Here is a 25,508-nt window from a genome sequence, read left to right on the forward strand (position 1 = left end):
CCCGCGCGCGGGTCCGTAACCGGCTTCGCCGGTTACGCTAGGTGATCGGCTTCGCCGATCACCTGACGGCGTTTCACGCCGTCGGTGTCCGGGCCCCCCGCTTCGCGGGGGTGGTGATCCGCTTCGCGGATCAGTGTTTGGCCCGCTTCGCGGGCTGGGAATTCCCCCGCTTCGCGGGGGCTGGGAGCTGACTAGGTGTCAGAAATTAGTTCTGGCAGATTCGTTGTTCCCCTGGCGCTCGTGATTCAAGTGCGGTATCTTATTTCTTGTCAGGGGTTAGCGGCCCCGGACACCACGGAAATACACCGAACAGAGAAGGGACCCAAGGAATGGGAACCGAAATTCAGGTCGGAACGCGCGACCCCAAGTCGTTCGTCTCGTCGGAGGTCTGGGCGAAGGAGATCGCCCTTCTCATGCGGGACTTCCCGTTCGACATCGTCATGGCTGAGCGGATCTTCGGGCAGGCGGTCGCCTACCTGATCACTGCCATGGAGATGCGCGGGCGCGGTCTCGGCATGGGCCCCGGTGAGCTGGTGGACCACGGTGTCCACGTGTTCATCCTGGACACCAAGAACTACCGCGAGTTCTGCGCGGCTCACATGGACGGGGGCTTCCTCGACCACATCCCGGAGGTCGAGCGCAAGGGCGATGGCTCCGTGTTCAACACGGCGAAGATCATCGAGGCGAACGGCTTCGCGGTCGACTGGCCGCTGTGGGAGAAGGACGCCATGAAGTGCACCCCGTGCCGACCTGGGGAGGACGGCCACTAGGCAAGCGATCCAGCCGCCCCTCGCGCCGTCACAGTCAGTGACGGCGCGAGGGGTCGGGCGCAGCACGGGGCGGGGCGCGGCGTGCCCCGTGCCGTGGCCCCTGGCGCAAAGCGTCAGGGCAAGGGCCGCGACAGCGCGGAGCGAGGGAGCTGGGGGCGCGGAGCGCGCCCAGTGACCGGCTGTCGTGGCCCGCAGCGCGTGAGGGTGCGGAGCACCCGGCCGGGCTGTCGCGGAGCGACAGCCCGGCACGCGGCCCGGTGGGCGGCGTAGCGCAGCGGAGCCACCCACCGGGTGGCACGGGGCACGCCGCGCCCCGCCCCGTGCTGCGCCCATTCGGTGGGATGACTGGGCCGTGAGGTGCCCGGCTTGGCTGCGCCCCGATGACAGTGCCCCGGAGCGCCGCGCCCTTGTCCGGGGGTGCTCCGCGGGGCCCGTCGGTGGGGTGTGAGGGGACGGCCGGCTCCGCCAGGTGGGCGGCGGAAGGGTTAGCGGCCCGCTACCGGCCGTCGGTGACGTCCGGTCCCACGAGGCAACACCTTGCCCTGACCGAACGCCCGCCTGAATCGTAACTCCCCTGGGATATCAAAGAGTCAGGGTGTAGCAGACGTGCTGTGAGTCCAGAACGTGTTCCTTGACCGTGGTCCACCCGTGGCACAGCTCTTCGACTTCTTCCGCTGTCACTCCGATACTCCGTCGTGAAAGCGGGAGCCTGTCGGCGTGGGGTGTCATGACATGGAAAACCCCTCCGGGCGAAAGGTGGCCCCTGACATTCTTCAAGAATTCTGTCTTTTTTTGAACGAATGCGTAACTGAGGCGGCTTGATATCAGGTCGTAGGTGGGGAGTTTCCCCCATTCCCGCCCCTCTGCGTTCCAGTAGTGGAAGGAGAGTCCGGGAGTTTTTGGGTATGCGGAATTAGCCAGCGAAATAGCTGTTTCCGCGTAGTCGACGCCCAGCACGGTGTATCCCTGGTCGCTGAGGTACTTGGCGAACCCGCCGGTTCCACAGCCGACATCGAGAGCTGTCAGCCCGTCACCCGTGCCGACATTCCGTTCGAACACCGCTTCTTCTTCGCCGGTGACAGGGCGGAAGCCGCGCCCGGCCGCGTAATGCGTGTCCCACTCGTCCGCCGCGACGATCGTGCGCACCTCAGTCCTCCTGTGTCCTGTCAGCGTTCCCGACGGCCCTGCGGGCGGTTCTTCGCACCGCGGCCGGGTAGCCGAGCTGGTCCGCGGCCTGCGTGAACGAAAGCGTCGGGTCTGCCTCCATGAGCTGGGCGATGCGCTCCCTGCGAAGCCGGGCCAGCGCCCGTTGGGCTGTGGCGGGCGCGACCCCGAGCGACTTGCAGACATCGGCGATCGTGATCGTCGGCAGCATGTCGAGGAGCGCGGCCACCTTGTCGCGCAGCTCACCGCTCGGTACCGCGTTGGCGCTCCCCTTCGGCCTGCCGGATGCGCCTTCCTTGCCTGGGCGCGCCGCGCGGAAGGCGTGGATGATGCCGCGCGGCCAGTGCTCCACTCCGCAGACCTCGACCAGGTGCGGCGCGATACGGGAGTCTGTTTTGTAGCCGTCCCACGTCCTGGGCGCCACCTTCAACTCGGCAGCGGCTTCCTGACGGTCCAGGAGATCCCCGGCTCCACCCGCCGCCGGGAGCTCGGGGACCTGCTCGCCGGCAAGGTAGGCGGCCGTCTGCTCGCCGTCCCACAGCAGCACCCGGGCACCTTCCGAGCTGATCGGCGCGGGAAAGCCTGGTGTCGTATAGGGCTTCTTGTTACGGAACGTCCCCATCGACATGCCCATGTCCCGGGCCAGCAGCTCCCGGGTCCGTACCAGGCCCCTGCGCTCAGCATGGATCACCGTCTGCTTCTCCTTCGAGGTATCCGGCACGAGCAACGTGAGGCATGCCCGAACTCAACCGTTCCGCCGGCGGCAGACCCTCACGGCCGTACAACACGCGGGCACACGAACGTGATGAGGGGCGCCCCACTCACACAAAAGATACTGCACTTACGGCAAATCGCACTAACCGTACATCAGCACCGGCCCGCAGACTCTTTGGCGACCACCCTGGAAATGAACAACAGCAGGGTGTTTACGGTAAGTAATCAAGGCGCCGATACTTCTCGTGTACGACAGCCCGCGCCCACGCTTCCTCGAAGGCATCGGCGCACGGCTCGGCCGCTGCCGGATCCACGCTGACCTTCCCACCGACAGTGGCGCCATCACCGGTGAAGTGGTTCCAGCGGACGAGGCGCCCGCCGATGAGCCAGACGTCGCTACCCGGCAGCGCGAGGACCGAGGCACGCCGACGCGACAGCCACCGCACTTGGACGCGCGGCCGGCCTCTCCTCAGAGCAGAGGCACGGCAGCACAGCATCGGCCGCTGCTTCCCCCACATCCCATGCAGGCCACCGCGGCCCGGACCCGACGGTCCGGGCCTTGTCAATGACACGCGAATCCTGCCGCTCAGTTTGGAGTGCTGACCGCGGCTCAAAAGGCGAGGACGCCGATTTTCGCGAGACCGCGACATGCGCACCCAGCTCCGGCCACTGTGCTGCTCGACCGCACAGACACGACAGAAGAGGAGCGCATTGATGAGCACCCGCCACACACCCGTGCCCCCAGACCGGCCGTACCCGCCGCGCCGAAACCGTGGACCAGTCGCGGCAACGCATCGCCATCGGCGGCCGTCCGACGCAGGGTCAGCCGTCAAAGGGCCTACAGGCGCGCCATTCAAGAGCCGGCCACAGCAGGTTCCAGGTATCCGGCGAGCGAGAGCACCCGTCAAAAGGCCAGAGCGGCCAGGAAGTTGCAGATCGGCGCTCTCGAATACAAGCCCCGGAGGTGAAAGTGTCCTCCCCGGCTTTGGCAGTTGCGCCGCTAGCCACCCGTCTTGTCATCGTGGCCGCCCGCACCGCACACCCCGCCCTGGGGCCATCTACGCCGCCCCGCCGCCCAGCATCAGCGCCAAGGGACAGCGACAGCCTTCAGCCCTCATGTGCGCCCGCCAGCCCCCAGCCTCGTTCCAGGAGCCCTCGTGACCACGTCCCACCTCCCCGACTCCCTCAGCAACCTGCTGCCCGGCAGCCTCAGCGCCGCAGTCGGCATCCCATGGCCATGGGCCGTACTCCTGTTCCTCGTCTATCTACTAGTCCAGAACGTGCCGACACTGGTGAGGGCCCGGAACGAATATCGGCTGGGACGCCAATTCGACCGGCGACTGTCCGAGGTCCCCGCAGAACAGGCGCTGGAATACATCAATCAGGCATGGCAGGCCAACAGCGGGCCGCCAGGACCGCAGCCCGAGCCGCCCCCGCCCACGCCGCAGGCCCCCGACGCAGAAACGGGGTAGGCAAGGTGGCCTGCCCCGCCTCTGGTTGCCGCTCGGCTGCGGAGAGCCGAGCAACGGCACTGTCAGGGCACCCGGTTGAGGAACACCGGCCCGCGACGGGGGCACGGGCCGGTATCGGGCTGTGCCCCCGCAGCGGGCGTTCACGTGTCGCCGGCCGCGATGCGCTCCACGCGAGTGCGCGTCACCTTCAGTCGTGCCGGGTCCTCGACCGGCCACTCCTCACAACCGGCTGCGCGCAACCAGAGGACGCCGCTGCGTACGTCGGTGACGATCGCGCGGGTACGGCCGTCCAGTACCTCGTCGCCAACGCCGGGACGCTGTCCGGTCGTCATCGGCTCACCACCAGCTCAACCCATACGCGCTTGCCCCAGGGCCGGACACCGGAGCCCAACAGGTCATATCCCCACCTGTCGGCACACTCCTCGACCAACAACAGCCTGCGGCCACCGACGTCGTCCAGGCCGGGTGCGCGCAGTTCCGGCAGTCGGCGCGGGGCACGGTCGATCACCGCGAGTCGGACGCGGTCTGTTGCGGGGCGGTCAACATGGATACGGACCGAGGGACCCCAGGCATGCCGCACCGCGTTCGCTACGAGTTCGGACGAGTACGCGAGGAGACGGTCAAGCGCTGCTGGCGAAACATGGCGAAGCGCGGCCTGATCGTCAAGGGGGACCAAGCTCTTGTTCGGCACTACCGGGCCGACCGACGCCCGGTCGTCTATGACCTGCTGATCCCCTACGACTGGTTCAGCAACATCGACCGGATCAACGCCGAGCGCGAACGCCTCGGGCGTCCCCCTCTCACTCGCGCCGACCGCCCGCCCATTGCCCCCGCTCCCGCGAAGAAACAGCGAGCCGACAAGGGCAAGCCACGGCCGAAGAAGGAGACGGTCACCGACCCGGAAACATCGCGACGGGGGAACTCTCAGACCCCCCGTGACGAGACCTCACGACCAAGCCACGGGGGAACTACAAGTCGTCGACGGGGGAACTTGAAGACCCCCAATACAGTAAGAACAACCCGTCAATGAATACGGCGGAGGGGGATCCCGTCCGTCCGTCCGTGCAGGTAGGAGACGCGCGCGCACGCGAAACGGACGGAAGGACGGACGCGGTCGGGCCCCGGGAAGAGCAGGCGGCAGGGCGGCCGGAACGGGGTGGTGGTCCGGCGGCAGCCGACACCGCGCCGGACAGCGGCAGCGACGAGGGGGCGGCCGGTACGTCGGTCGCGGGCGGGCGGGAGACGACGCCCGGCATGGAGGTACTAACGCCTCGTACGGCCGCACAGCCACGCGGGGGACGTTTCGTCGTACCCGGTCACGATGCCTCGGGTGCCGCCTCAAACTTGTATTCGTAGCCGACGGCCATCCGGTAGGGCAGACACCACTCGCCGTACTCGATGACCCCTTGGTCGTCCCACAATCGGTGAGCACCCGCGAGGATCGGGGAGCCGACCCGTAGACCGAGGTAGTTGGCTTCTCGAGCGTCCGCGTCTCGGCCGTGGATGTCGTCACGGCCAGCGATGACGCGGCGTCCCGTGGCCTGCTGGATCTTCAGCAGGAGGCCTGGTGAGGACTGCCGGGAGGTAGAGAGCAGCTCAGGTACAGCCGCGGCGAAGTGAGCTGGATACCAGGTGACGCACAGGCCGGTCCGTTGCTGACCTTTGCCGGTGTGCCACTGCCGACGTACCACCTGGTCGCCCTCGTTGAGGTCGAAGAGTTCGGCGACGTACTGCGGCGGTTTGAGCAGTTCGGCCGCTGTCACTATCAGCGTCTCACCGTCGGCGAGGACCGAGCCGGTACGCAGGACGCGGGTGATCCGGTCGTAGCTGGACAGCGTGACCTCGGGCGCGTTGGCGACGAAGGTTCCCTTACGCGAGGTGGTGATGTAGCCCTCGACCTGGAGCTGATCGAGAGAACGGCCGAGCGTGGCAACGGAGACACCCTCTTGCTTGGCCAACTCCCTTACAGGCGGAAGTTTCTCCCCCTCCTTCAGGACGCCATCGAGGATGCGCCGCCGGATGCGTTCAGCGACCTGCATGTACGGGTGGTCGGTGTCAGGCATGACATCTCCTGGAGTGTCCTAGGGCACGGCCGACTGTACTAGGACACGGTTAACCCTGGCAGGTGGAGGCATGTGGATTCCCTAGCATCCTGTCCTAGGTCACGCTACGGTCTGACCTAGGACAGTTCTGCGGACACCCCCGCGACCGCGCGAACGGCCCGGGGGCATGGCCACCTGATGAGAGCAGGTCAGCATGAACGAGGCTACAGACACCGTCTCCACACCGGGGAGGGCCGCACTGCCGCTCCCCGGCGTGGGGGACTTGAGCGAGCAGCAGCAGCGCGGCAGCGCGTGCGTATGGTGCGCAAGGCGCCTCACCACGGAAACAGCCGTTGACCTCGGAGAGCGACGCATCCGGGTCCTGGACAGCTATGTCACGGCATTCCCCCGCGGCTGCCACCCCTGCACCGCAACCGCCGCACACCGCGCGCTCCTCGACCACGCCCCGCTGTGTGAGCAGTGCGTCGACGAGGCAGGAAATTGTGTGGTGGGGCGTGTCCTGTACCGGCTGGTCCGGGAGGGGCGGCGATGACGAACCCCGCCCGCTCGCCGCAGGACGAGCGCGAAGAGCAGCGGTCCTTGGCAGCCGGTCGCGCGGCAGGCTACTGCTGGGTCAAGAACCCGACCGCTCGCGGCCGGTGCACATGGTCACCCGGCCACGAAGGCCCGCATCAGGACCGCTACGCGCACACCGAGTGGCCGCAGGCGGCGTCCCAATGACCGAGAAAACGACCACGATCCGGGCGGTGCCCGGCCCTGGGTTCGTCGCTGGATGCACAGTGACGACGTGGCTTGACGACGCATCACCAGCGGGCCCGGTCGCGTACCTGCTGATCGGCCACACACAGCCACGGCGCCCCGGCGAGACGGCCGAGTCGGTCGAGGTCGGCCTGTTGGGCATGGTCGACGCGATGCGCCTTCGGCCAGCCGCTGAGCGCGTGCCGACTGTCGGCAATCGACTCGTGATGCGCGGTCCGTATGTCGCCCTCGACTACGGACACCCCCACTTCTTCATGCGGGTTCCGTCCTCGGGAGCCAAGTGGCGGGCGCACCTCGTGTACGGCGGGCAAGCCTGCGTGGCGGTCGGCCTCGACCCAATCCCGCTGGGTGCTGGCCCTGATGCCATCGGGGTTTATCTGAAGCGCGTCGTCGCCACGAACCGCGCCTTCATGGGTGCGACGGCTCTGCGGAACCGGTGATGGTCGACGAACGGCTGGTCCCGCCGCCGTTCATGTGGGCCTGCGCCGAGTGCGCGCGGTGGCTGCTGCAGCTTGCCCGCGAGTGGGACAGTCCTGCGGGCTGTTTCTGGGAGCAGCTACAGGTGACACGGCACATAGCCGAGGCGCACCCCAGCGACGTGCCCGCCAAGCGTCTCGACGCTGCGTGCTGTGCCAGCAGTACGCGCGCAGGGAGGACGGCGACGTGGCGTGGGCCCAACACCGGGTGCGCGACCTCTTCGTGCCAGCATCGATCGCCCGCCTGATGTGAGCAGCTAGCACCGGGCATCCCTTTTTGCCGCTCGCCGCTTTTCGCCCCCGCAGGGACGGCGAGGTCCTCAACTCACGAGAGCCCGGCACCTGGTGGTCGCAGTGCCGGGCTCTCGTCTCGCCCGCCGATGGGCGGGGCAACCCTCTCTGCAGAAGGCACTCAAGGCCTGCAACGAAGTCTCGGACCTCGTGCGCGCGATGGGCACCGACGAGCTCCACTTCATCGGCGACCGTCTTCTCCGAAGGCCGAGGCGTCACCGATTCGAAGGTCAACAGCGCAAACACGGTGGCTACTTGAAGCGTGATCAGGCGTGTGTCCGGCGCTACGCCGTACAAGGCGTAATCTCACCTGTACCAAAAGTTAAAGGCCCACCGTGGCTCCACGCGGGACTGGCATCCCGGAGTGGCGGCGGGCCGACCCCGAATCAAAGGTCTCCGAATCAAAGGTCTCTGCGAAGTGTACCCGCGGGTGCACTTCGCATGCGGCTGCGTCGCGCGGAGACCGGAAAGGATGGCCGGTTTGTCCGGCGAGTACGACGAGAGCACCGACGACAGCCAGCGCGCGGAACTGTACGGCCCCGAGAACGACGGCTACTACAGCAGTCAGTTGCACGACTGGATCCCGCTGTGCCCCCAGCTCAAGGACAGCGCGGTGCGCCTCTACTGGATCTTGCGGGCGCTGGTGGTCGAGAAGTACGGCCCTGTCCGTAAGGTGACCCTTCTCCAGCTCTGTTACCTACTGCCCGCCAAGCCGGTGGAGCCCGGCGAACCCGTGAAGCCGTCGAGTCTGGCGCGCATCCGGTCGTTACTGGCGGATCTGTCCGAAGTACGGCTGGTCAGCACTCCCGAGGGCGGGCCGGTGAAGACATCCAGTCGGGCGAGCGCGTCCGGCTCCCCGCTGCGCATCCGAATCCATGACCGGCCCCAACGCGGCTACTGCGGCCCGCGCAACGCGTTCGCGTTGCTGGACGCGGTACGCAAACCGGCGGCCGATGCCGCCGAGCGTGCGGTGAAGAAGGAGCGGGAGCGCGCCGCGCAGAAGCGGGCCGAGAAGGCTCCCACAGGGGCGGGCCAGATTTCTGGCCCGGACGAGACGGGCCAGATTTCTAGCCCGCGGGGCCAGATTTCTAGCCCGCGGGGCCAGATTTCTAGCCCGGATTCCCGTGCTGACCTGCAAGATCACGACCTCCCGCTCAGTCTTTCCGCTCAGTCTTTCCGCTCAGACAACGACGGGGGTTCCGTCCGTCCGTCCGTGCAGGTAGAGGACGCGCGCGCAAGCGAAACGGACGGACGGACGGACGCGACCGGCCCCCAGGAAGAGCAGGCAGCAGTGCGACCCCCGGCGCGGGACAGTGATCCGGCGGCGGCCAACGCCACGTCGGACAGCGGCAGCGACGAGGGGGCAGTTCCGGGCGCGGCAGATTCGTCGGTCGCGGGCGGACGGGAGACGACGCCCGGCATGGAGGTACTCACCCGCGTCGGACAGCGGAACGAGAGCCTGACGCTGTCGGGCAAGGTCCTGTCGGATCAGGCGTGGGAGTTGGACAAGCGGATCGCGGACTCGGAAGCCGCGGGGGAGCCGTGGCGCCTGAGCGATCTGGTGACGATCCTGAGCGCGCCGTTGAACGGTCCGATCCGGATCAGCGCGGGCGCGGTGATCGCGGCCCGGATCCGGCGACTGCCGCGCACACCCCGTACGGCGATGCTGCCGACGCAGGCGAGTGCCGAGGACCGCGGCCCCGTCGCCGCGGCGGGCCGGGACCGGCTGCCCTCCCCGACGCCGGCTTCCGAACGGGACGTCACCGAGGCAATCACCCGGCGGACCCGCGGCGAGTGCCCCGAATGCGGCGCGGACTCGCCCGGCGACGCGCTGTGCGGGGCCTGCCTGAACTGGCCGGTGTGCGAGGGCGGATGTGGACGCCGACTGGAACACGGCGGAGCCTGCGCCTCGTGCCGGATGCGCGCCCGTCACGAGGCGATCGCCGCCCAGGCACGCGAGGACGGCACCTGCCCCGGCTACGGCGGTGAGCCGTGCGGACGGCCGGTGCAGACCCTCGGCCTGTGCGCTCGCTGCCGGATCAAAGCCGAGGACGCCAAGCACGCCGCCGACGCCGAATGGAAAGCCACTGCGGCCCGCACGATCGCCGCGGTCGAGGCGACCGAGCGGGCCACCGCCCCGCTGTAACGCCCATATGCCCCTGGGCGCGCCTGTGGGGGCCGATCATCCGTTGACCCGTCAAAACCCCCGTGGGGGAGGGAGATCATCGCTCACAGGGCCGTACAGCCGTTTTCGTTCGTCACCGTCGGGCTCGAGGGGACCGGACTCCCCTGCCGCGAGACGCTGTTACGTTGGCCATGTCGCCCAATGCAATCCGCCCCGAACCGGGGCAGATTCGCCCAAATTGAAAGGGCCGGCGGAAGGTCACCCAAGGGCGACCCGGCACACCACCGGCCCTCACCAACGGTCCTGCAACGAAAGCAACAGGACAAACCCCAGCTTACAAGCGGTGACCATCTCCATGACAGACAACTCAGAGGAGTGACACAGCGTGATCCCGCACGGCCGTCCCGTCATCAATGAAACCGACATCGCTCAACACGCCGGAGTCCCGTTCGGCACCTGGCGACGGCGCGACGCCCCCGCCTTCCGCCAACGCGTCCCCACCCTCTTCCCCAACAGCCGCTTCCTGATCTACGACTTGGAACAAGCCACCGCCTACCTCGCCGGCAAGCCCATCCCCGACCTGCCGACGAAGGAACACCCCGACGACCAACTCAACGACAAAGAATCCGCGAGCATCCTCGGCATCACCCCGAGCACCCTCCGCACCTACGCCACCCAGGGCTACCTCTCACGCGGCGAGACCGTCTACGGCACCCGAGTCTGGCGGCGCAGCGAGATCGAGAACCGGCGCGACAACCCTCCCGGCCAGGGCAAAGGAGGCGGACGCCGCGCCGGCGAACCGCAGGGCCCCCGCAAGGCCCACCCCTACGCGGGCGACCCGCGCCTGCGAACAGCCGCCGACGCCCTCACCGCCGGCAGCGACGCTCCGATCAGCCGCATCGCAGCCGACCTCGCCGAACAGCACGGCGGATCGCCCCGGACCTGGGAACGGCTCCTGAACCAAGCCCGCCAGACCCCGTCGACGTAGGGCTCACCCTCACGCCGCCGCTCCCCTTTCGACCCAGTGAACGACATCGCGGGCACGCTGCGCGCCGTCCTCGTTCTGCAGCGTCACCAGGAGCGTCAGCACCTGGTCAGCCATCTCCCGAGCGAATTCGGGATCCTCCTCCGCGAGCCTCCGCCATGCGGCGTGCGCGTTCCTGATCAGACGGGTGGTGTCCTCCTCCGGCTGCGCCTTGACCTCCTGGCGGCGCTGCGCGGTCTCGACGAGGAGCTCGACCGTCTCGGCCCATTCCGCGGTGCGCAGCGCCAGCCATGCTCGGACGGTCATCAGGTTGACGGTGTGCGGGTGCTCGGGGCCGTACTGCTGGGCAAGGGCTGTTTCGAGGTGGTCCGCGGTCACGACGGCGTCCTCGAGGCTGCCGGTCCCTTGCCTTACGGCGTGCTCCTGCGTGCAGAACCGCCCCCACAGGAGACGGAACGACGCCGGCAGGGGGGCCGACCACTCGGCCGCCACCGGCACCGCCACCGGCCCGTCAGTGATCCAGACCTGGGCCAGATCCCGCGGCGTGGGCACGGTGGACTCACCCGCGTCCGGGACGCTGGGGACCGGCGGGGGCGGTGCGGGCACAGGGGGCGGGGACGGGCGCGGCGCGGGGGACGGCGCCGGTGCAGGGGTCGGCGCGGGGTGCGGATGGTCAAGAGTCGTCACGGTGCCGTCCACCGCCACGATCAAGGGCCACGCGGACCCGTCGGGCTCCTTGGCGAGAGCGCGGACGGGGCGGCCGTGGAAGGCGGCCTTGATCCGGACCTCGGCGAGGGCGGCGACGCGGGCCGCGTTCGGGTCGAGCCCGGGCCTGGTGACCTCCTCGCCGTCGACTGCCGCGGCGCCGTTCGAGCTGATGGTGATGGTGTAGATCGGTGTTGCGGGTATCTGGTCCGGGTCGATGATGCTCATTGCGAGTATTTCTCCGATCTATCCACCCTTGGGGTAATACGGTGGCGCCCACCCCACATAGGTTGCCCCCCATTTGGATTCAATGTCCGTTGCCGGGACGATATCGATATAACCGGGACGAAGAATGTCATTGCTCGCTATTTTTCCGTCTCCGACATACACGGCAACGTGGCCCGCCCGATGGCCCGTTTCCCAGTACATGAGGGCACCCGGCGGCGGGTTTCTGTCCTTGTCATGTTTCAGGGCCAAGGGCATGTTCCGGTAGTGGTCGATGGCGTAATGCTCTCCGGAGTAGCTCCAGCCGTACGACCGAGCCGTGAACGCGAGGCAAGCCTGGTACCAGTCCTTGCCACCGTTCTTCGCCTCGTTCTTGGCCCACTTGATCGCATCCGCGGTGCTGCGGGGGTTCTTCACCTGATGCGGCCACGGCGCATCACCGTCATGGAAGGGCGCACCCGGCTTGCCGACGGGTTTGTCCTCCGGGTAACAGTGCGCCTCGACGTCGGGCTGATCGGTGGCATCACCGCTACCAGCGCCGTTTCCGCCATCGGTGTCGTCGCCGCTACCGGTGTCGTCGGCGCTGCCCCCCTTGCCCGAGCGTTCGAGGTCGATGCCGGCCTCATGGGCTATCTGTCGCGCCTCGCTCTCCTGGCCTGCGTACAGGTCGGGGAACGCGGAGACCTGGACCGCTTGGGCCGCGTCACCAAGAGGCATGGTCTCCCAGCCCTTGATATCGGTAAGACCCCTGGGTGACCCGGACTTGCTCCCGAAGAAGAACATATGGGCGCTGTACTTCGGGTCCATGATCTGCGCCGGGGTGCCCCAACCCGCCGAGGGGCGTTGCTGGAACAGTCCGAGCGAATCTCTGTCGCCGTGGTCGAGGTTGAGAAGGGTCGACTCCTGCAGGGCGGTCATGAGGCCGATGAGGGTGGCCCGCCCGGAGAGGCCGCCGTCCGCGGCCACGCCGTCGATCGTCTTGGCGTTGCCTATCTGCTTCTTCCGGAGGCCGGAGCCGGCCGTCTGACCCTTCCCGGGTTCTCCCCCGCCCGTATCACCGTCCGAGCCGTCGCCGTAGTCGGCACTGGGCTGGCCGCGTTTACCGCACGAGTCGGCGTACGCCTTCCCGCCGACGCCGGCACCGAAGATGCCGACGACGAACAGGAAGATGAGGAACACCACGGCCGCAACGGCGATGACCTTGACCTTGAGTGCTGTCCCCCCGACTCGACCCAGGGCGCGGACGGCGTCGCGTGCGTCCACCTACAGCCCCAGTATTCGAGAGATCCGCCACCCGCCGCCGTTGCTGGTCATCTCGACCTGGAGAACGGTGGTCTCGGTGGACTTGGTGTATCCCTCGACATCGACTGTCGCGGTGGCCTTGCGCCAGACCCGCAGAGGGGTGTCGACGGGGAGCCCCTCGGCGGCCGGCCCGACCACGACCGTGCGCACGGTGGCCACCCCGCCGTTGCTGACGAGCTTCTCCCAGGCGGGGTCCTCCTGGCCGGCCAGGTTCTCCACGAGCGAGGGCGTCATGTACGGCGCGGCCCGCAGGACGGAGGCCGAATGCTCCTCGTCCTCAGGGGGGTTGCGGGTGAGGTAGAGGCGGACGGCCTCCTTCGCGACGTGATCCGGGTCGCTCAGGTCGGCTTTGGCGGACGGAGACGAACTCGGCGCCACCGAGGGCGTGCTCGGGCCGGCGGCGGGAGTTTCGTTCTGCACGCCGGGGGTCGGGCTCGCGGCGGCGGTGACGTGGTCGCTCTTCCTGTGGCCCTCGCCCAGGAGGCCCGGCCACAGGAACCGGGTCCCGAGGCCGAGGCCGAGGATCACGACAACGATGACCAGGGCCCCGGCCGGGCGGATGGGATCCCGGCGACGCTCCTCTCGGATCCATTGCGTCGTACGTCGGCGAACATCCTCGCGGTGGACGCGTTTGGCCTCTCGGCGCTTACGGCGGCCCTCGGTCTGCCTGACCTCCTCCGGGTACGTGAACGAGGAAAGGATCTCCCGCCACTCCTCAGGGCTCGGGTCGTTCTTCGGCATGGCTTACCCCCTTTGGCCGTTGTCGGGATCCGGAAGCGCCGGAGGACTCACCGGCGCGGTGATGCGAGGCGGCGGCTGCGTGCTGCCGGTCGGCGCCGGCCCGTTGGGCGTGCTGCGGATGACCGTCGCCCGGTTGAGCCTGGGTTCACCCGGCCTGGAGGGCGCAGGAGCCTGCCGGAACGCGAAGTTCGGCGCTCCGCCGTTCTCGGGCCGCATCACCGGAGTGGGGCGGACGGTCGGGCGGCTCGTCGTGGCCGTTGCGGTGGTTGTGGCACCCGCCCGGCCGCCAGGCAGCGCGGGGCGCGGCCCGGACGGCTGCGAAGGCAGTGCGGGGCGGACCCTGCCGGTGGTGTCGGGACGCTCGCGGTCGAGGGTGATCACCGGTGCGTCAGGGCGGGCGCCGGGCGCCGGCCGTGACGAGGAACCGGGCGGCAGCGCGGGATCTGACCCACCGCCAGGAGCCCGGACCGGCCGCAGCGGTCGCCTCGGTCGCCTCGGGCCCGACCCGCCACCGGGCGGCCGTCGGGTCGAGGAGCCGGGCGGCAGCCCTGGACCCGACCCGCCACCCGGCACCGGTCGGGGCGGTGGCGCCGGGGGACGCTGGCGCCGTACCCAGGTGAAGGTGAAGTCGGGCCTTCCTCCACCGCCCCCGCCTCCGCCTCCTCCGCCGCCGTTGGGAGGCTGCGGCCCGTTGCCACCCCCGCCGCCTCCGCCTCCGCCCATGGCGCCACGGAGACGCCGGGCGCGGCCGACAAGGCCGGGGCGTGGGCGTCCGCCGCCGCCTCTGTTTCCTCCTCCGTTGAGGAGCCTCGCGGCGAGCATCCCGCCGACCATGCCGGTCGTGGTGCCGCGGACGCCGAAGATCTGGGCGATGACGGAACGGAAGTTCATGCCGACGATGGCGGCGGCGATGCTCAGTCCGCTGGTGGGGAGCCATCCGTAGTGGCCGAACATCTGTGTCGTGGCGGCCTGTAGGGAGAGGACCGCGCCGAGGACCATCGTGGCGATGAGGCTTTCAAGGGTCCGGGCGAGGAGCTGGTCGAACCAGGCGAGGCCCCATTCACGCGGCCTGCCCGGGATCACCCAGAGGCACGCGAAGATGACGCCGGTCAACAGGAGCATGAGGGCGCCCAGGAGACTCGCCAGGGATGTGAAGGCGAGCATCAATATCAGGGCCGCGAACAGGATGATGGAGATGAGAGCGGGAATGGTGACCATGATCCGGCCGACGGGGCTGTGACCCTGCCGCCATTTCACGGAGTCCTTACCGATCTCGTCCTTAGTAAGGTTGTCCTGCATCCATTCCAGGCGATCGGTCCCCTGATCGAGGACGTCCTTCCCGTGCTTCTTGCAGACCTCGAAGCTTCCGAAGTTCGCGACACACCAGGGAGTCGCGACGTACGCGCGCCACACGGCATCGCTGGACTTACGGAGGGAATCGTCCCGGGCGTTTCCGCTGAACTTCGGTTCGTGGTCGAGCTTGAACGGGAAGTCTCCCGATCCGTCGCCGAGGCCCTGGGACGTCGCGTTCATGGTGATGCTCGAACCGATCTGGCGGGCGCTGTCGACGCCGCCGACCCAGGTCTGAGGGCTGGTCAGGAGCGATACCGACACGACTCCGGCGATGAACACCCAGGCGATCTGCGACAGGCCCCCACCGCCGCCGCCCTTTCGGTGCTGGACGAAAGCGACCAGGCCACCGACGGCGAGCGCGCTCGGGAGAAGTGTTTCGGTAAGGCCCTTGGCGGCCCCTCCGATGCTCTTGGTGATGGCGTCCTGAAGCTCTGGGATCGAGGTGAGGTTGAAGATCCACTGAACGATGACGATGCACGCCTGACCGAGCACGATGATCAGGCCCATGCAGATATCGGCGATGGCCTCCGCCATCGGATCGAGGATGTCCCACTTACCGAAGTCGGAATCGAGCTGCCACAGCGCGGGATTGTCGTACGTCTCGTAGAGGGTTTCTCCCCCCTTGGGGATCTTGGAGTCCGGCGAGGGCATGAGGTCGCCGATTCCGGTGGGTTTGATGTCTTCGGCGTGCGCGTGCCCGGCGAGCACCATCAACGTGGTGAACGCGAACAGGAACAGAATTGCCCCGGTTCGCAGCCGTGGAAATCTGCAGTGGAAGTAGATGAGCACTCTTACCCCCGTGACAGGGCGGCGCTGACCGGTGAGCCGTGGCCGTGGTCGCCCTCCTGTACGTCTTCGGACTGGTCGACGCGCCAGGCCCCGCCCTCCTGGATCAGGCGCAGCGCGCGACGGTCGGTGTCGGCGGGCTCGCCGGGCCACTTCACGCTGAAGGAGACCATCACGCCGTAGCCGGCCGGGTGGTCGTCGAACGCGGGAACCTCGACGGCGTTTGAGACCTCGACGGGGCCGTCGTCGGCATACTCGGGTCCGGTGGGCGTCTTCGACGCTTTGGGCTGGGGTGTCGAGCCGTCGGCGTACACGGGCGGCGAGAACGACGGCGAGGGGCTCGACCCGGACGGTTCGGGTGTCGGCTCATGGGGGGTGTTCCGCTCGGCGCACTCCTTGACCGTGCCGTGACGGTACGCGGCCGACTCAAGGCCGCACGCGGCATGCCAGTCACGGCGGTTGGCGGCCTCCTGGTAGCTCTTCGCCACCTTCACGAGCGCGTCCTGCCGACTGGCGCCCGAACCGCTGCCCTTGGTCCCGCCACCGCTGCCCGAGGAGGAACACCCGGCGAGAGCGAGGGTGCCGGCGGCCATGACGGCGGCCGTCGTCTTACGCATCATGCGTCCGCCTTTTCCATGCTCACGCGGGTGTCGTCGGTGGCCTGGTCGGCGGCCTTGGGAGAGGTGTCGAGGAGGGTCAGGAGCTCGGCGCTCGGGATGTCCCACTGGACGGTGGCGCAGGAGAAGCGGCGGTCCCGGATGACGCAATGGCCGTGGCGGATCTCGCCGTCGGGCAGGAGACCGACGGACTGGATCAGGGCGCGGGAGTGAACGTCCTTGGGCAGGCTGAGGAGTTCGGCCAGGGCGTCCTGCTGCTCGCGGGTGGTGAGCTGGAAGCCCGCCACGGTGGTGAGCTGCTCGAGGACACCGACCATGGACACGAGCGACTCCGGGTCCTGCGTGTCCAACAGGAGCGACGTCGCCAGCGCGCGGCCCACTCGGGCGATGTACTGGAGGAAGCTCGACCCCTCCCGGGTGGCGGTCAGGACGTGGACCTCCGGCACGGCCACCACCTTGCGCAGACCGCGCAGGTCGCGGCGGCCCGCGGTGGTGACGCCGAACGCGAGCATGGAGTGCATGAGAGCGACCGAGAGGCGCTTCATGGGCGTCCAGTCGCGGCGGCCCTCCTCGGGCTGCGGCAGGGACAGGCCCGGCATCTGCACGACGAAGATCCCCGGCTCGGGGCTGATGGGCGAACCGTCGCCGGTCGGGCGGCCCATGAACGGGGCACCCAGAGCGTTCTGCGACAGCTCGTAGAGGGCCGCGCCCGCCTTGCGGCCGACCTCGTCGTCCATGGTCCGCAGGTACTCGATCACCTTCCACGTGGCGGGCTCGCCCTGGGCGATGACCTCGTTGACCGCGCGGGTGATGGGCGTCTCGGCCCCGGCCTCACGCAGCCACTCGGGGATGGCGATGGACAACTGCGCCGGCACTTCACCGCGGGCGACGTCGACACCCTCGTGCGCCAGGAGCGCGAAGAGGTCGACGGCCCCGGCGAAGCGGGGGCCCGTCTCGATGAGATGGGCGTTCAGGCCGTAGCGGCGGGCGGCGGTGACCAGGCCTCCGAGGTCGCCCTTGAAGTCCAGTGCCAGGGCGTAGGAGCCGCGGAACCCGGCGTCCAGCAGGCTCAGCATCATGGCCGTGGTCTTGCCTCGGCCGGACCTTCCGACGAACGCCGTCGTCGTGGCGTCGCCCCTGTCGCTGCCCGCGGTCACGTCGTTGCGGAACACGCCGGGCGTCGAGCCGGTGAGGTACCCGACGATCGGGCCGCGGTCGTCGCCGACCTTGGCGCCGCCCCACCACCAGGAGCCGGACAGGGCCGTCACGTCGCGTACGTGGCCGAGGTCGGGGACGCGCAACTGGTCGCCCGGCTGCATCTCGAGCCAGAGCTCGCGCTGTTCCTCCTCGCCGACGTTGACCTCGATCCCGAACCCGCCGTAGTGCGTGATCACGGCGTCGACCCGGGCCCGCAGGTCCTCGAGAGACGACTCGCTCGTCACGATCAGTCGCGGGTGGTCCTCGACGAGGGTCACGTCCTCACGCCGCATGTCGCGGGTGAGTTCGGCCATGACGTCCTCGGTCTCCTCGATGTCCCGGCCGGGATCCTCGGCCGAGGCCTTGGAAGCGCTGCGGCGCTGTTCCTTGGCCAGCCGGCGGGCCTCGTCCACCTTCTTGAGCGCGTCCCGTTTCGGCATCACACGGAACCGGACGGACGCCTCGGGGCTGACGGGCTGGATGAGCTCGGCCGGATCGAGATCCGGGTCGAGGTCGGCCTCGTCGACCTCCGGCACGTAGTTGATCTCGGACAGGACCCGCAACCACTCGCCGCTTCCCGGGCTCTCCATCTGTTCGGGGAACCCGGACATGGTCAGCACCGAGACCCAGGCCGACACCTCGCCGTGGGCGTCGACCACGCGCAGGTGGTCGGGGTGGGGCAGGATGCGCCCGCGGGTCAGGGCGGCGAGCTTGGCACCCGCGATGACGCCGGCACGAGGAGCGGGCAACGGCGTCCCGCGGTGCTGCTCACGGCTGATCATCCAGGCGAGCATCTCGACGGACGCCGGCTGCGCCTTCCAGGGAGTGGACTCCAGCCGTCGGCCCAGACGGCGCATCTGCGCGTCCAGGCGGGCCAGTTCGCGGGAACCGACACTTGAGGAGTTGAGGCCGAGACTGCCCTCGACGCCCCGGCGGCCGAGCTTTTGCGCCTGCCCCGCGCGTTCGGTCAACCGCACGCCGAGGACGAGGTGACGCGAGGGCAGGGCGATCTGCTCGAGGCGGCCGATGCGTATCTGCGCCCACTCCTGCCACTGTCCGGCGGCGAACATCTCGGCCGCCTCGGCGGCGTAGTCCTCGGCGTGCAGCGGGGACCACAACACCCGTAGCTGGCAGTCGTATCCGGCCAGGGTGCGCGCGAGAGCACTGTTGGCGGCGTCGAGTTCTCCGTCCCTCGCGGTCTCGCTCATGAGGTCGGTGTTGGAGGAGGCGAGGACGTACCAGGCCTCTGTGTGGCTGTCGGTGATGACGAGGCCGTCGGCCAGGGCGACGTACTGCGGCGCCGTCGCGGAGCGGTCACCGCCCACACCGAGGAACGTGCCGATCTTCTGCAGAACTTTCACGACGTCTTCCCCCTGAACTGCTGCATTGCCTTGCGGCCGTACGCCTTGCCGACGGCATCGGGGCCGTACAGGCGGGGGCGTGCGGCGAGTCGGACCGGGGCGCCGGCACCGGGCGAGGCGGACTCCTCGGAGCCGAGCCAGCGCTCGACGAGAGGCCCGAGCGGGGACTCGGCGAGAATCTCGGCCTTGCCGGACCAGCGGGCGCGGCGGCTGATCCACTCGCTTCGGCTCGCTGCGCGGCGTCCGGAGCTGATGATCGGCCGATGTCCCAGGACGAGGTAACGCACCCCGATCGACCAGCGGGTGATGTTCCATCGACGCTCGACGGCCTGCGACCGCTGCGTGCCGTAGACGGCGGTGATCAGCGGCGGCAGGAAGTAGAACGTGAACGTGATCTTGCTGGGGAGGCCGAACAGAAGCAACAGGGTGCCCGTCCACAGCGCGTAGAGCGCGAGACCCAGGACGAGGGCGCGCCGCGGCGCGCCCTCACCGAGGTCCACCCCGAGCAGTTCGTGCTGTCTGGTCTCGAGGTCGAAGTGGCGCGTGTAGGTGTGGCCGGTACGCGCCATCAGGCGGACCCCGAGACCTTGTCCCACACGCCCGTCAGCAGGCTCTTGACGGCGTCGGGGGCCCAGATGACGGCGGCGACGGCGACGGCGGCCACGAACAGGGTGACCATCTCGCCCCATTCCTTCTTGAGGAAGTGGCCGAGAGCCCGGATCGCGAGGAACGCGGCGAAGAGGTTCCCCACCACGATCAGGATCCAGTCCTTGAGCTGCGCCCCGGTGGTGAGCGGAGCGGCGAGTTCGACGAGGTGGTGCACGGGTACCACGGGGTTCCCCCTTGGAGGTGAACAGGCTCAATGCGGCCAGGGTTTATGACGGGTGCTCACGGTGTGTGAGCCGGGGATGGAGGGTCAGGCGGATCCGCCGCGGACGCCGTCGACCTGCCAGCGGTGGGCGTCCGGCGTGGAGACCCGGGTGATGGTCACGCGGTAGACCTGCTCGACCGTGGCCCCGCCCAGGGACCACGAGACGGAGGCGGTACCGGTGCGGCTGTCGCCGCTTCCGGTGTCCACGGACCAGGAGAGAAGTCCTTTGAAGGCGATCCCCTCCGGGAGCGGCGGCACGCTCGAGCCGGGCGCGGTCACAGCGTCGGGGTTGCCCGCGGCGTACGCCTCGAAGAAGCTTCGAACGGCGCTCTCGGTCTGTGTGCCCAGCTCGGGGTCGGTCTGGGTCGTGGGCAGGTCCGGCGCCTTGGGGCCGGACCTGGGGATGCCGACGAGGCCGGGACGCCCGGTGACGACGACCCGCCCGGCGGTCTGGACGACCGGGATGTCGAGGCCGATCCAGTGGGCCGCCGCCTTCTTCCCGTCGGCGGGTTCGGCCCCGGACTGGACCAGGACGTCGACTCGTACGCGCGCCTGCTTGTCCTTGGTCGTGGTCACGGCGCCCGGCTGGACGGCGAGCACGTCCTGATGACCGTGCCCGTCCCATCCCATCGCGGTGTCGGAGTCGGCGGGCAGGACGGAGGCAAGGAGTTGTTCGCGCTCGTCGGCCTTGGCCTCGTCCCATCCGAGGTAGGCGCGGGCGAACCGCGCGGCGACGGCCTGCGCCTCCTGGTCGGCATAGGCTGCCTCGGCCTTGACGGTGGGGGCCTTGGGCGCGGGTGCCTTGGGGGGGACGATCCAGGCCCGTACCCCGGTGACGGCGGCGAGGATGAGCACGCTCCAGAGCAGCCCGCGGCCGAGGCGTCGTGCGAACACGGCGCCCGACCGTTCGTCCTGCGGCACCCAGGGGGTGCCCGAGGCGGGGGCCGACGGCTTGGGCAGCGGGCCGGTCTTGCTCGTGGCGGTCTGCTGCTTCAATGCCGCGCCCGCGGACTCCCACGGATTCACCGGCTGCGGTGGCGCCGCTTCGTCCTGTCGGGGGACACCGGCCGGCGGTTGCTCAGCGGATCCGTTCTTGCCGGTCGGCTCCGGTAGGCCCATGACCTTCCGGGCTATGACTCCCAGCGATACCACTTCCCCGCAACCTCCCCCGCAACAGGCCCACTTGACCACTCACGGGGCACATCATGGGTGACCTTATGTCGCTCCAGAAACAGCGTCAAAAGAGTTGGTAACCAGTTCACATGGGTCTGTGACTTGCCTGTTACAAAGGGCCCGCGACGGTGAACACGGCGGCTAGAGTGCCGACCCACACGGCCGAACGAGACGAGGGGACAAAACGGTGCGCATACACCGTGAGCGGTTGCGGGACCTGCGCAGGAAGTGCGGCATGACGCAGTCTCAATTAGCCGCCGCTTTGGGGTGTTCCCGGAGCACGGTATCCACTTTGGAAACAACTGGACGAGCACCCCGGCCGAACCGGCTTCTCCTTCTCGCGAACGTTCTCGGCGTGCCGGTGTCCGACCTGACGGAGGACTGCGAACCGGCCTCTCTCCGCTCTCTCCGCATCGCTGCGGGGATGCAGCAGCAGGACGTCGCCCGCGTACTCAAGGTTACGAAATCGACTTACTGTCATGTCGAGCGCGGCCGCCAGAACATGCCGCCCCGGTGGTTTCCGATCCTTGCCGAGGCTTTCGGGGTTCCTTTGGGGTCCCTGACACCTTTCGGTAAATCTCCGTCCACCACACAGGACGGCGGGGGCGTCGAATAGTCACTCCGACGCCCCCGCAGATTCCGTTTCTACTTGCTGATGAGCCGCATAGTAGGTTTTCCAATCCTCCGCACAGCGCCACTGGATGGCATCGACACAGGCACCGGCCCCGCGTAGAGAATGACACCGTGCGGCTCGGGTTCGGTCCGCAGAGAAACCATTCACAACAGGTTCTCGGCGTGCTCGGCGGTTTCGGAGATGAGATGTTCGCTCGCTCGTCGTCGACAGGCGGGATGGGCCGGTGTATGTGCCGACCGTTAGCGACGAGGACGGAGCGCGTCGGCTTGTTCGACCGGCGAGTATGCCCGGATGCGCCCGTGCGCGAGGTCGATCGAGGGGAAAGCAGCCTTCCCTTCCTTCAGGGCGTCGCCCTCTTCGGCGAGGTAGTCGCAGAGAATCTCTTCGCGCTCGAAGAAGTCACGCACTCGGCACCCCTTCGGCCTCCTTGTCCTCGGGGCTCTTCCGGGGCGGCGTCGTGGTGTTGTTCTTCTCCTGCCATGCCTGCCACTCCGCAAGCCACGTCTTGAGTTCCTCCTCGGTGTAGAAGGAGGTCTGTCCGTCCGTGATGCCTTCCGGGATCTTGATACCGCGCTTCTCGCCACGCTTGAAATAGGTTCGAATGGTGCTCGGCTTATGAGGGATGATCCCCCGCTCGAAGGCCTGCGCGAGGCTGTACGTCTCGACGACGTCCTCGACCTCGGCCGGGACGAACTCGGTGCCGGCACCTGTCGCATTCCCTGTCGCAAGGGCTGCTGTCGTCTGCTGTGAGCTGGGCGAACCACCCTCGATCACCCTCCCGTCCGCTGGGCCGACAGGGGGCAGCGCCGGTGGACCGTACTTGCCGCCGGGCAGGAACGCGGCCGTCGCCGCGGTCTCGTTCACCTCGTCCAGGACGTCGGGGGTGATCCACGGCGCCATGGCGCCCGCGTCGAACCACGCCGGAGCATTGGGGCACTGCGAAAGGAGCCGCCCGACATCGGGCGTGATGTAGCTCGGCTGGATCTCCCGGACGTACAGGTAATCGGCATCGGGATCCTTGCGCTGGTCCGAATAGGCGCCGCGACCCTTGATGTCGGTGTTGTATCCGAGAACCGGCGTGCTCTGCCCGAAGGCGACACCCCACGAAACACGGTCCTGCTGCCCGACAGCGATCCTGGTACCGATCTGGGCGCGCTCCATCGTGCCGCCGAAAAATGCGTTGGCGAATTGCTGTGTGCCGACGACGACACGGTGATTCGACGAACGACCCTGCAGAAGAATGATTCCGAGCCAGTCGAGGAAAGGCGGCGTCCCCTTGCCCTTGAGCCCGTATCGCCACCACGTGTATGCGAGCTTGATCAACGTCGGCAGCTCATCGACGACAAGTGTGCGCGGAACGAGCTGGGCGCGCAGCGCCGGATCCGCACCCTTTTGCATGGCCGCCTCGGCAGCCATCATCGAAGTAAGGAATTCAGCGAACGCGGCAATACATTCCCGTACGGTCTTGTGGACGCGGACGCCCGAGAACCCTTCGGCTTCGGCAAGGCTGTTCCGCTTGGTATCGAGAATGTCGATCAGTTCGCCGTTCTGGCGGCCATGGACGACAGGTATGTAAAGGACTGTGGACTTACCCGAGCCGGTGGCACCGGCCACGCCCCAGTGCGGCGTAGCGGTCCGGGTCTCGATGACGGCGTCGACAATCGTGTCCCGCTCGATCGCCAGCCCGAAGAACACGCGGCGCGGGTCTCCGGTCGACTTCCACGGGACGTAGTCGGGAAGGACAGGCTTCGCTTTCGGCTTCGGTTTGGGCGTCCACTGGACGTAATGCTCTTTCCCGGTGCGCTCCCAATGAGGCACCCATTCACCGGGAACCCGCTCCTCGATGATCCGCTCGATCGCTCCGACGGCTTCGGGGCCACCGATCCAACTCGCCGGTATGCGCAGCACGATTCGGGCGCCTTCCGTACGAAAGTCATCGGGAACCGAGAGCCATCGTGAGCGCGGTTCGGTGTCTTCCATACGCAGGATCTGACGCACGGCCACCCAGACACCGGGGCCGTAGATCTGTCCGTCTTTCCATGCGATCCGGATACGCCACCATCCGAGTCCGGCCGGACCGGTGAAGGCGGCGACAAAAGCGGCCGACGCGACGGCGGCAAGGGCGAGTTCGGTCTCGGCGGGGAATCGCCACCATCCCCACACCAGGGGGATCGGCGCCAGACGGACCGCTGAGCGTGCGGCGCGCGGCCACCGGGGCCAGACACCCAACACCCGCCACAGGCCCGCGAGAGCACCGAACAGGACCCGTATCGGGGCTGTGACAATGCGGACCAGCCGTTGGGCCCGTCCGGGCTTGTCGAACGACACTCCCGCCCCGGCGACCCCCGCCATGCCGAGCTGGTCGACGGGCGTCTCGGTGGCCTTGTCGTCGGGCAGGGGGGCGCCCGCCTTCCACCACGTGGCCTCACTGCGGGGCTGGCCCACGAGCTCTCGTCCGCTCACGTACCGGCCGATACCGGCGACGGCGTTGCCGATGAACTGCTCGATACCGCGGTTGAACTTCTCGCGGTCCCCCGGCGTGCCCTGGTTGGCGAGCACCGCGACGACGATCATCGCGGCGAACAGGCCGCCCCCGCCGAGGCCGAGCGCACCTCCGGGCAGTCCGTCGACGAGGTCCCTCGGGTTCGGTAGGGCTCCCACGTCTCCCCCTCTCTGTCCCGCACGCCCTGCGAGGCGTGCCCTAGTGATCCTCGCGCACGGCCCTTACGGGGCGCGGTGGGGTCCCTTCCGGGGCGCAGCACAACTGCGCCCGGCTCCGGGGGAGTCGGGCGCGCGGAAGGACGGGTTCAGGATGTCGGCAGGGCGTCGAGCGCCTGCCGGTGGGCCGCCAACTGCCGGGCGGCCCAGGCCGTGGAGACCGTACGGGAACGCGAAGAGCCCCGCGGGGCCGACTCGGCCGCCGGGGCTCCCGTCGCGGTCCCACGCGTCAGGGCGGCGGGCGTGCCTCACGCCGCGGCCTTGCCGCCCCCGCCGCTCGCCGCCGTCTTGGCGGCCTTGCGCTCCTCGGCGGCCTTGGCGAGCCATCCGGGGTGCCCCCTCTCGATGAGGTCCCGGAGGTACTGCGAGGCGATGCCGGCCTCCTTGGCGACGGCGGACAGATGGCCGTACCGGGTGGACTTCATCGCTTCCTCGACTGCGGCGGCCAGCAGTGCGGCCTTGTCCTTCTCGGCCTGCCTCTCCGACGCTTGGGACTTCTCGCGCAGCTTGGCGAGCGGGGATGTAGCAGTCATGCCACGAGGATGACACGAACTCAGATTAGCTACAAGCACGACTTGTAGTTGAGCTGCAATAGTGGAAGAGTGTCCTGCGGCCGGCGCCGCTCATTCCGCACCGGCCTACCTGGCGTTATGAGCACAACTCACTAATCGTGAGGAAAAGACATATGGGGAAGTTCGCGAACCTGGGCACGACCGAGGCCATGCTCCGGGTCACCGTCGCGGCCCTGATGCACGCGGCCGGCGAGAACCAGACCGACCTGGCCCGAGGCCTCCGGCTGACCCAAGGACAGGTCAGCCGGAAGCAGACCGGCACGGCAGCGTGGTCCCTGGGCGACATCGACGCACTCTCGAACCACTACGGCATCCCGGTCCCGGATCTCCTGTACGGCCCGACACACGCCGTGCAACAGCTCCCCTACGCCCGGCACGCCGCGCTGACCGGCAGTTCACCAGAGGCCGTCTCCAGCCGATGACCACAGGCCCTC

26 protein-coding genes and 1 pseudogene are annotated in these 25,508 nt (G+C 68.5%); 8 read left to right on the top strand and 19 right to left on the bottom strand.

From position 1 onward, the window contains the following. The first annotated feature begins 329 nt into the window (after window positions 1-329). A complete protein-coding gene (locus tag ACZ60T_RS33320) occupies window positions 330-770 on the top strand; it encodes a glycine-rich domain-containing protein (RefSeq protein ID WP_469669370.1) in 441 nt (146 codons plus the stop codon). A 582-nt stretch (window positions 771-1,352) separates the two neighbouring features. Here the strand turns inward: ACZ60T_RS33320 and ACZ60T_RS33325 are convergent. The 3 genes and pseudogenes from ACZ60T_RS33325 to ACZ60T_RS33335 form a co-directional block, all read right to left on the bottom strand. Beyond that, the gene (locus ACZ60T_RS33325) at window positions 1,353-1,916 is read right to left on the bottom strand and encodes a class I SAM-dependent methyltransferase (RefSeq protein ID WP_469669371.1); all 564 of its coding nucleotides are present in this window, start codon (window positions 1,914-1,916) and stop codon (window positions 1,353-1,355) included. A gap of 1 nt (window position 1,917) precedes the next feature. Further along, the gene (locus tag ACZ60T_RS33330) at window positions 1,918-2,625 is read right to left on the bottom strand and encodes a hypothetical protein (protein ID WP_469669372.1); all 708 of its coding nucleotides are present in this window, start codon (window positions 2,623-2,625) and stop codon (window positions 1,918-1,920) included. Window positions 2,626-2,860: 235 nt separating this feature from the next. Next, a pseudogene (locus ACZ60T_RS33335) lies at window positions 2,861-3,097 on the bottom strand (DUF6879 family protein); the annotation flags it as partial. Between the two features lie 708 nt (window positions 3,098-3,805). Here ACZ60T_RS33335 and ACZ60T_RS33340 point away from each other — a divergent pair. Further along, on the top strand, window positions 3,806-4,120 hold the full coding sequence (locus ACZ60T_RS33340) for a hypothetical protein (protein WP_469669373.1): 315 nt from the start codon (window positions 3,806-3,808) through the stop codon (window positions 4,118-4,120). 140 nt (window positions 4,121-4,260) lie between these two features. On the opposite strand, the gene ACZ60T_RS33345 is transcribed toward ACZ60T_RS33340, so the two are convergent. The 3 genes from ACZ60T_RS33345 to ACZ60T_RS33355 form a co-directional block, all read right to left on the bottom strand. Continuing rightward, the gene (locus tag ACZ60T_RS33345) at window positions 4,261-4,452 is read right to left on the bottom strand and encodes a hypothetical protein (RefSeq protein WP_469669374.1); all 192 of its coding nucleotides are present in this window, start codon (window positions 4,450-4,452) and stop codon (window positions 4,261-4,263) included. Further along, entirely contained in the window at window positions 4,449-4,628 is a 180-nt protein-coding gene (locus ACZ60T_RS33350; RefSeq protein WP_469669375.1) for an ATP-binding protein, read from the bottom strand. The genes ACZ60T_RS33345 and ACZ60T_RS33350 overlap by 4 nt, the downstream gene beginning before the upstream one ends. An 808-nt stretch (window positions 4,629-5,436) precedes the next feature. Continuing rightward, entirely contained in the window at window positions 5,437-6,183 is a 747-nt protein-coding gene (locus ACZ60T_RS33355; RefSeq protein ID WP_469669376.1) for a GntR family transcriptional regulator, read from the bottom strand. A 193-nt stretch (window positions 6,184-6,376) separates the two neighbouring features. On the opposite strand from ACZ60T_RS33355, the gene ACZ60T_RS33360 reads away from it, so the two are divergent. Beyond that, window positions 6,377-6,715, top strand: a complete 339-nt coding sequence (locus ACZ60T_RS33360; RefSeq protein ID WP_469669377.1) for a hypothetical protein — start codon at window positions 6,377-6,379, stop codon at window positions 6,713-6,715. Further along, complete coding sequence (locus ACZ60T_RS33365; protein WP_469669378.1) at window positions 6,712-6,903, top strand: hypothetical protein; 192 nt, start codon at window positions 6,712-6,714, stop codon at window positions 6,901-6,903. Before ACZ60T_RS33360 ends, ACZ60T_RS33365 begins: the two co-directional genes overlap by 4 nt. An 83-nt stretch (window positions 6,904-6,986) precedes the next feature. Here the strand turns inward: ACZ60T_RS33365 and ACZ60T_RS33370 are convergent, their stop codons facing one another. Further along, on the bottom strand, window positions 6,987-7,184 hold the full coding sequence (locus ACZ60T_RS33370) for a hypothetical protein (protein ID WP_469669379.1): 198 nt from the start codon (window positions 7,182-7,184) through the stop codon (window positions 6,987-6,989). Between the two features lie 997 nt (window positions 7,185-8,181). Between ACZ60T_RS33370 and ACZ60T_RS33375 the strand changes: the two genes are divergently transcribed. After that, window positions 8,182-9,855 carry a DNA polymerase III subunit gamma/tau domain-containing protein gene (locus ACZ60T_RS33375; protein ID WP_469669380.1) on the top strand — a complete coding sequence of 558 codons (1,674 nt, stop codon included), beginning with the start codon at window positions 8,182-8,184 and terminating at the stop codon, window positions 9,853-9,855. A gap of 364 nt (window positions 9,856-10,219) precedes the next feature. Then, window positions 10,220-10,822 carry a MerR family transcriptional regulator gene (locus tag ACZ60T_RS33380; protein WP_469669381.1) on the top strand — a complete coding sequence of 201 codons (603 nt, stop codon included), beginning with the start codon at window positions 10,220-10,222 and terminating at the stop codon, window positions 10,820-10,822. A gap of 9 nt (window positions 10,823-10,831) precedes the next feature. Here the strand turns inward: ACZ60T_RS33380 and ACZ60T_RS33385 are convergent, their stop codons facing one another. The 9 genes from ACZ60T_RS33385 to ACZ60T_RS33425 all read right to left on the bottom strand — a co-directional run bounded on the left by ACZ60T_RS33385 (window position 10,832) and on the right by ACZ60T_RS33425 (window position 20,973). Then, window positions 10,832-11,752 (bottom strand): hypothetical protein, encoded by a 921-nt coding sequence (locus tag ACZ60T_RS33385; RefSeq protein WP_469669382.1) that lies wholly within the window; start codon window positions 11,750-11,752, stop codon window positions 10,832-10,834. Between the two features lie 18 nt (window positions 11,753-11,770). Beyond that, a complete protein-coding gene (locus ACZ60T_RS33390) occupies window positions 11,771-13,012 on the bottom strand; it encodes a peptidase M23 (RefSeq protein ID WP_469669383.1) in 1,242 nt (413 codons plus the stop codon). Next, on the bottom strand, window positions 13,013-13,792 hold the full coding sequence (locus ACZ60T_RS33395) for a hypothetical protein (RefSeq protein ID WP_469669384.1): 780 nt from the start codon (window positions 13,790-13,792) through the stop codon (window positions 13,013-13,015). Window positions 13,793-13,795: 3 nt separating this feature from the next. After that, window positions 13,796-15,934: a hypothetical protein gene (locus tag ACZ60T_RS33400; protein ID WP_469669385.1), complete on the bottom strand. Its 2,139-nt coding sequence runs from the start codon at window positions 15,932-15,934 to the stop codon at window positions 13,796-13,798. A 2-nt stretch (window positions 15,935-15,936) separates the two neighbouring features. Continuing rightward, complete coding sequence (locus ACZ60T_RS33405) at window positions 15,937-16,551, bottom strand: hypothetical protein (protein ID WP_469669386.1); 615 nt, start codon at window positions 16,549-16,551, stop codon at window positions 15,937-15,939. Beyond that, a complete protein-coding gene (locus ACZ60T_RS33410) occupies window positions 16,548-19,106 on the bottom strand; it encodes an ATP-binding protein (RefSeq protein WP_469669387.1) in 2,559 nt (852 codons plus the stop codon). Before ACZ60T_RS33410 ends, ACZ60T_RS33405 begins: the two co-directional genes overlap by 4 nt. Continuing rightward, window positions 19,103-19,675 carry a hypothetical protein gene (locus tag ACZ60T_RS33415; protein ID WP_469669388.1) on the bottom strand — a complete coding sequence of 191 codons (573 nt, stop codon included), beginning with the start codon at window positions 19,673-19,675 and terminating at the stop codon, window positions 19,103-19,105. The genes ACZ60T_RS33410 and ACZ60T_RS33415 overlap by 4 nt, the downstream gene beginning before the upstream one ends. Next, window positions 19,675-19,938 carry a TcpD family membrane protein gene (locus ACZ60T_RS33420; protein ID WP_469669389.1) on the bottom strand — a complete coding sequence of 88 codons (264 nt, stop codon included), beginning with the start codon at window positions 19,936-19,938 and terminating at the stop codon, window positions 19,675-19,677. Before ACZ60T_RS33420 ends, ACZ60T_RS33415 begins: the two co-directional genes overlap by 1 nt. Before the next feature lie 84 nt (window positions 19,939-20,022). Then, complete coding sequence (locus ACZ60T_RS33425; protein ID WP_469669390.1) at window positions 20,023-20,973, bottom strand: conjugal transfer protein; 951 nt, start codon at window positions 20,971-20,973, stop codon at window positions 20,023-20,025. 364 nt (window positions 20,974-21,337) lie between these two features. Between ACZ60T_RS33425 and ACZ60T_RS33430 the strand changes: the two genes are divergently transcribed. Beyond that, the gene (locus tag ACZ60T_RS33430) at window positions 21,338-21,766 is read left to right on the top strand and encodes a helix-turn-helix domain-containing protein (protein ID WP_469669391.1); all 429 of its coding nucleotides are present in this window, start codon (window positions 21,338-21,340) and stop codon (window positions 21,764-21,766) included. 257 nt (window positions 21,767-22,023) lie between these two features. Here ACZ60T_RS33430 and ACZ60T_RS33435 read toward each other — a convergent pair whose 3' ends face one another. From ACZ60T_RS33435 to ACZ60T_RS33445, 3 genes are all read right to left on the bottom strand, one after another. Further along, entirely contained in the window at window positions 22,024-22,191 is a 168-nt protein-coding gene (locus tag ACZ60T_RS33435; RefSeq protein ID WP_469669392.1) for a hypothetical protein, read from the bottom strand. Next, window positions 22,184-24,445 carry a type IV secretory system conjugative DNA transfer family protein gene (locus tag ACZ60T_RS33440; protein WP_469669393.1) on the bottom strand — a complete coding sequence of 754 codons (2,262 nt, stop codon included), beginning with the start codon at window positions 24,443-24,445 and terminating at the stop codon, window positions 22,184-22,186. Before ACZ60T_RS33440 ends, ACZ60T_RS33435 begins: the two co-directional genes overlap by 8 nt. Before the next feature lie 305 nt (window positions 24,446-24,750). Further along, the gene (locus ACZ60T_RS33445) at window positions 24,751-25,035 is read right to left on the bottom strand and encodes a hypothetical protein (protein ID WP_469669394.1); all 285 of its coding nucleotides are present in this window, start codon (window positions 25,033-25,035) and stop codon (window positions 24,751-24,753) included. 152 nt (window positions 25,036-25,187) lie between these two features. Here ACZ60T_RS33445 and ACZ60T_RS33450 point away from each other — a divergent pair, with 152 nt between their 5' ends. Next, complete coding sequence (locus tag ACZ60T_RS33450) at window positions 25,188-25,496, top strand: helix-turn-helix domain-containing protein (RefSeq protein ID WP_469669395.1); 309 nt, start codon at window positions 25,188-25,190, stop codon at window positions 25,494-25,496. Window positions 25,497-25,508 lie beyond the last annotated feature (12 nt).

The sequence above is a fragment of the Streptomyces sp. NPDC104371 genome, assembly GCF_055583785.1.

Bases quoted from the DNA above. Each gene is read 5' to 3' on its own strand.
- ACZ60T_RS33320 (WP_469669370.1), top strand. From the start codon at position 330: ATGGGAACCGAAATTCAGGTCGGAACGCGCGACCCCAAGTCGTTCGTC.
- ACZ60T_RS33345 (WP_469669374.1), bottom strand. From the start codon at position 4,452: ATGACGACCGGACAGCGTCCCGGCGTTGGCGACGAGGTACTGGACGGC.
- ACZ60T_RS33355 (WP_469669376.1), bottom strand. From the start codon at position 6,183: ATGCCTGACACCGACCACCCGTACATGCAGGTCGCTGAACGCATCCGG.
- ACZ60T_RS33360 (WP_469669377.1), top strand. From the start codon at position 6,377: ATGAACGAGGCTACAGACACCGTCTCCACACCGGGGAGGGCCGCACTG.
- ACZ60T_RS33365 (WP_469669378.1), top strand. From the start codon at position 6,712: ATGACGAACCCCGCCCGCTCGCCGCAGGACGAGCGCGAAGAGCAGCGG.
- ACZ60T_RS33375 (WP_469669380.1), top strand. From the start codon at position 8,182: ATGGCCGGTTTGTCCGGCGAGTACGACGAGAGCACCGACGACAGCCAG.
- ACZ60T_RS33385 (WP_469669382.1), bottom strand. From the start codon at position 11,752: ATGAGCATCATCGACCCGGACCAGATACCCGCAACACCGATCTACACC.
- ACZ60T_RS33395 (WP_469669384.1), bottom strand. From the start codon at position 13,792: ATGCCGAAGAACGACCCGAGCCCTGAGGAGTGGCGGGAGATCCTTTCC.
- ACZ60T_RS33405 (WP_469669386.1), bottom strand. From the start codon at position 16,551: ATGATGCGTAAGACGACGGCCGCCGTCATGGCCGCCGGCACCCTCGCT.
- ACZ60T_RS33415 (WP_469669388.1), bottom strand. From the start codon at position 19,675: ATGGCGCGTACCGGCCACACCTACACGCGCCACTTCGACCTCGAGACC.
- ACZ60T_RS33445 (WP_469669394.1), bottom strand. From the start codon at position 25,035: ATGACTGCTACATCCCCGCTCGCCAAGCTGCGCGAGAAGTCCCAAGCG.
- ACZ60T_RS33450 (WP_469669395.1), top strand. From the start codon at position 25,188: ATGGGGAAGTTCGCGAACCTGGGCACGACCGAGGCCATGCTCCGGGTC.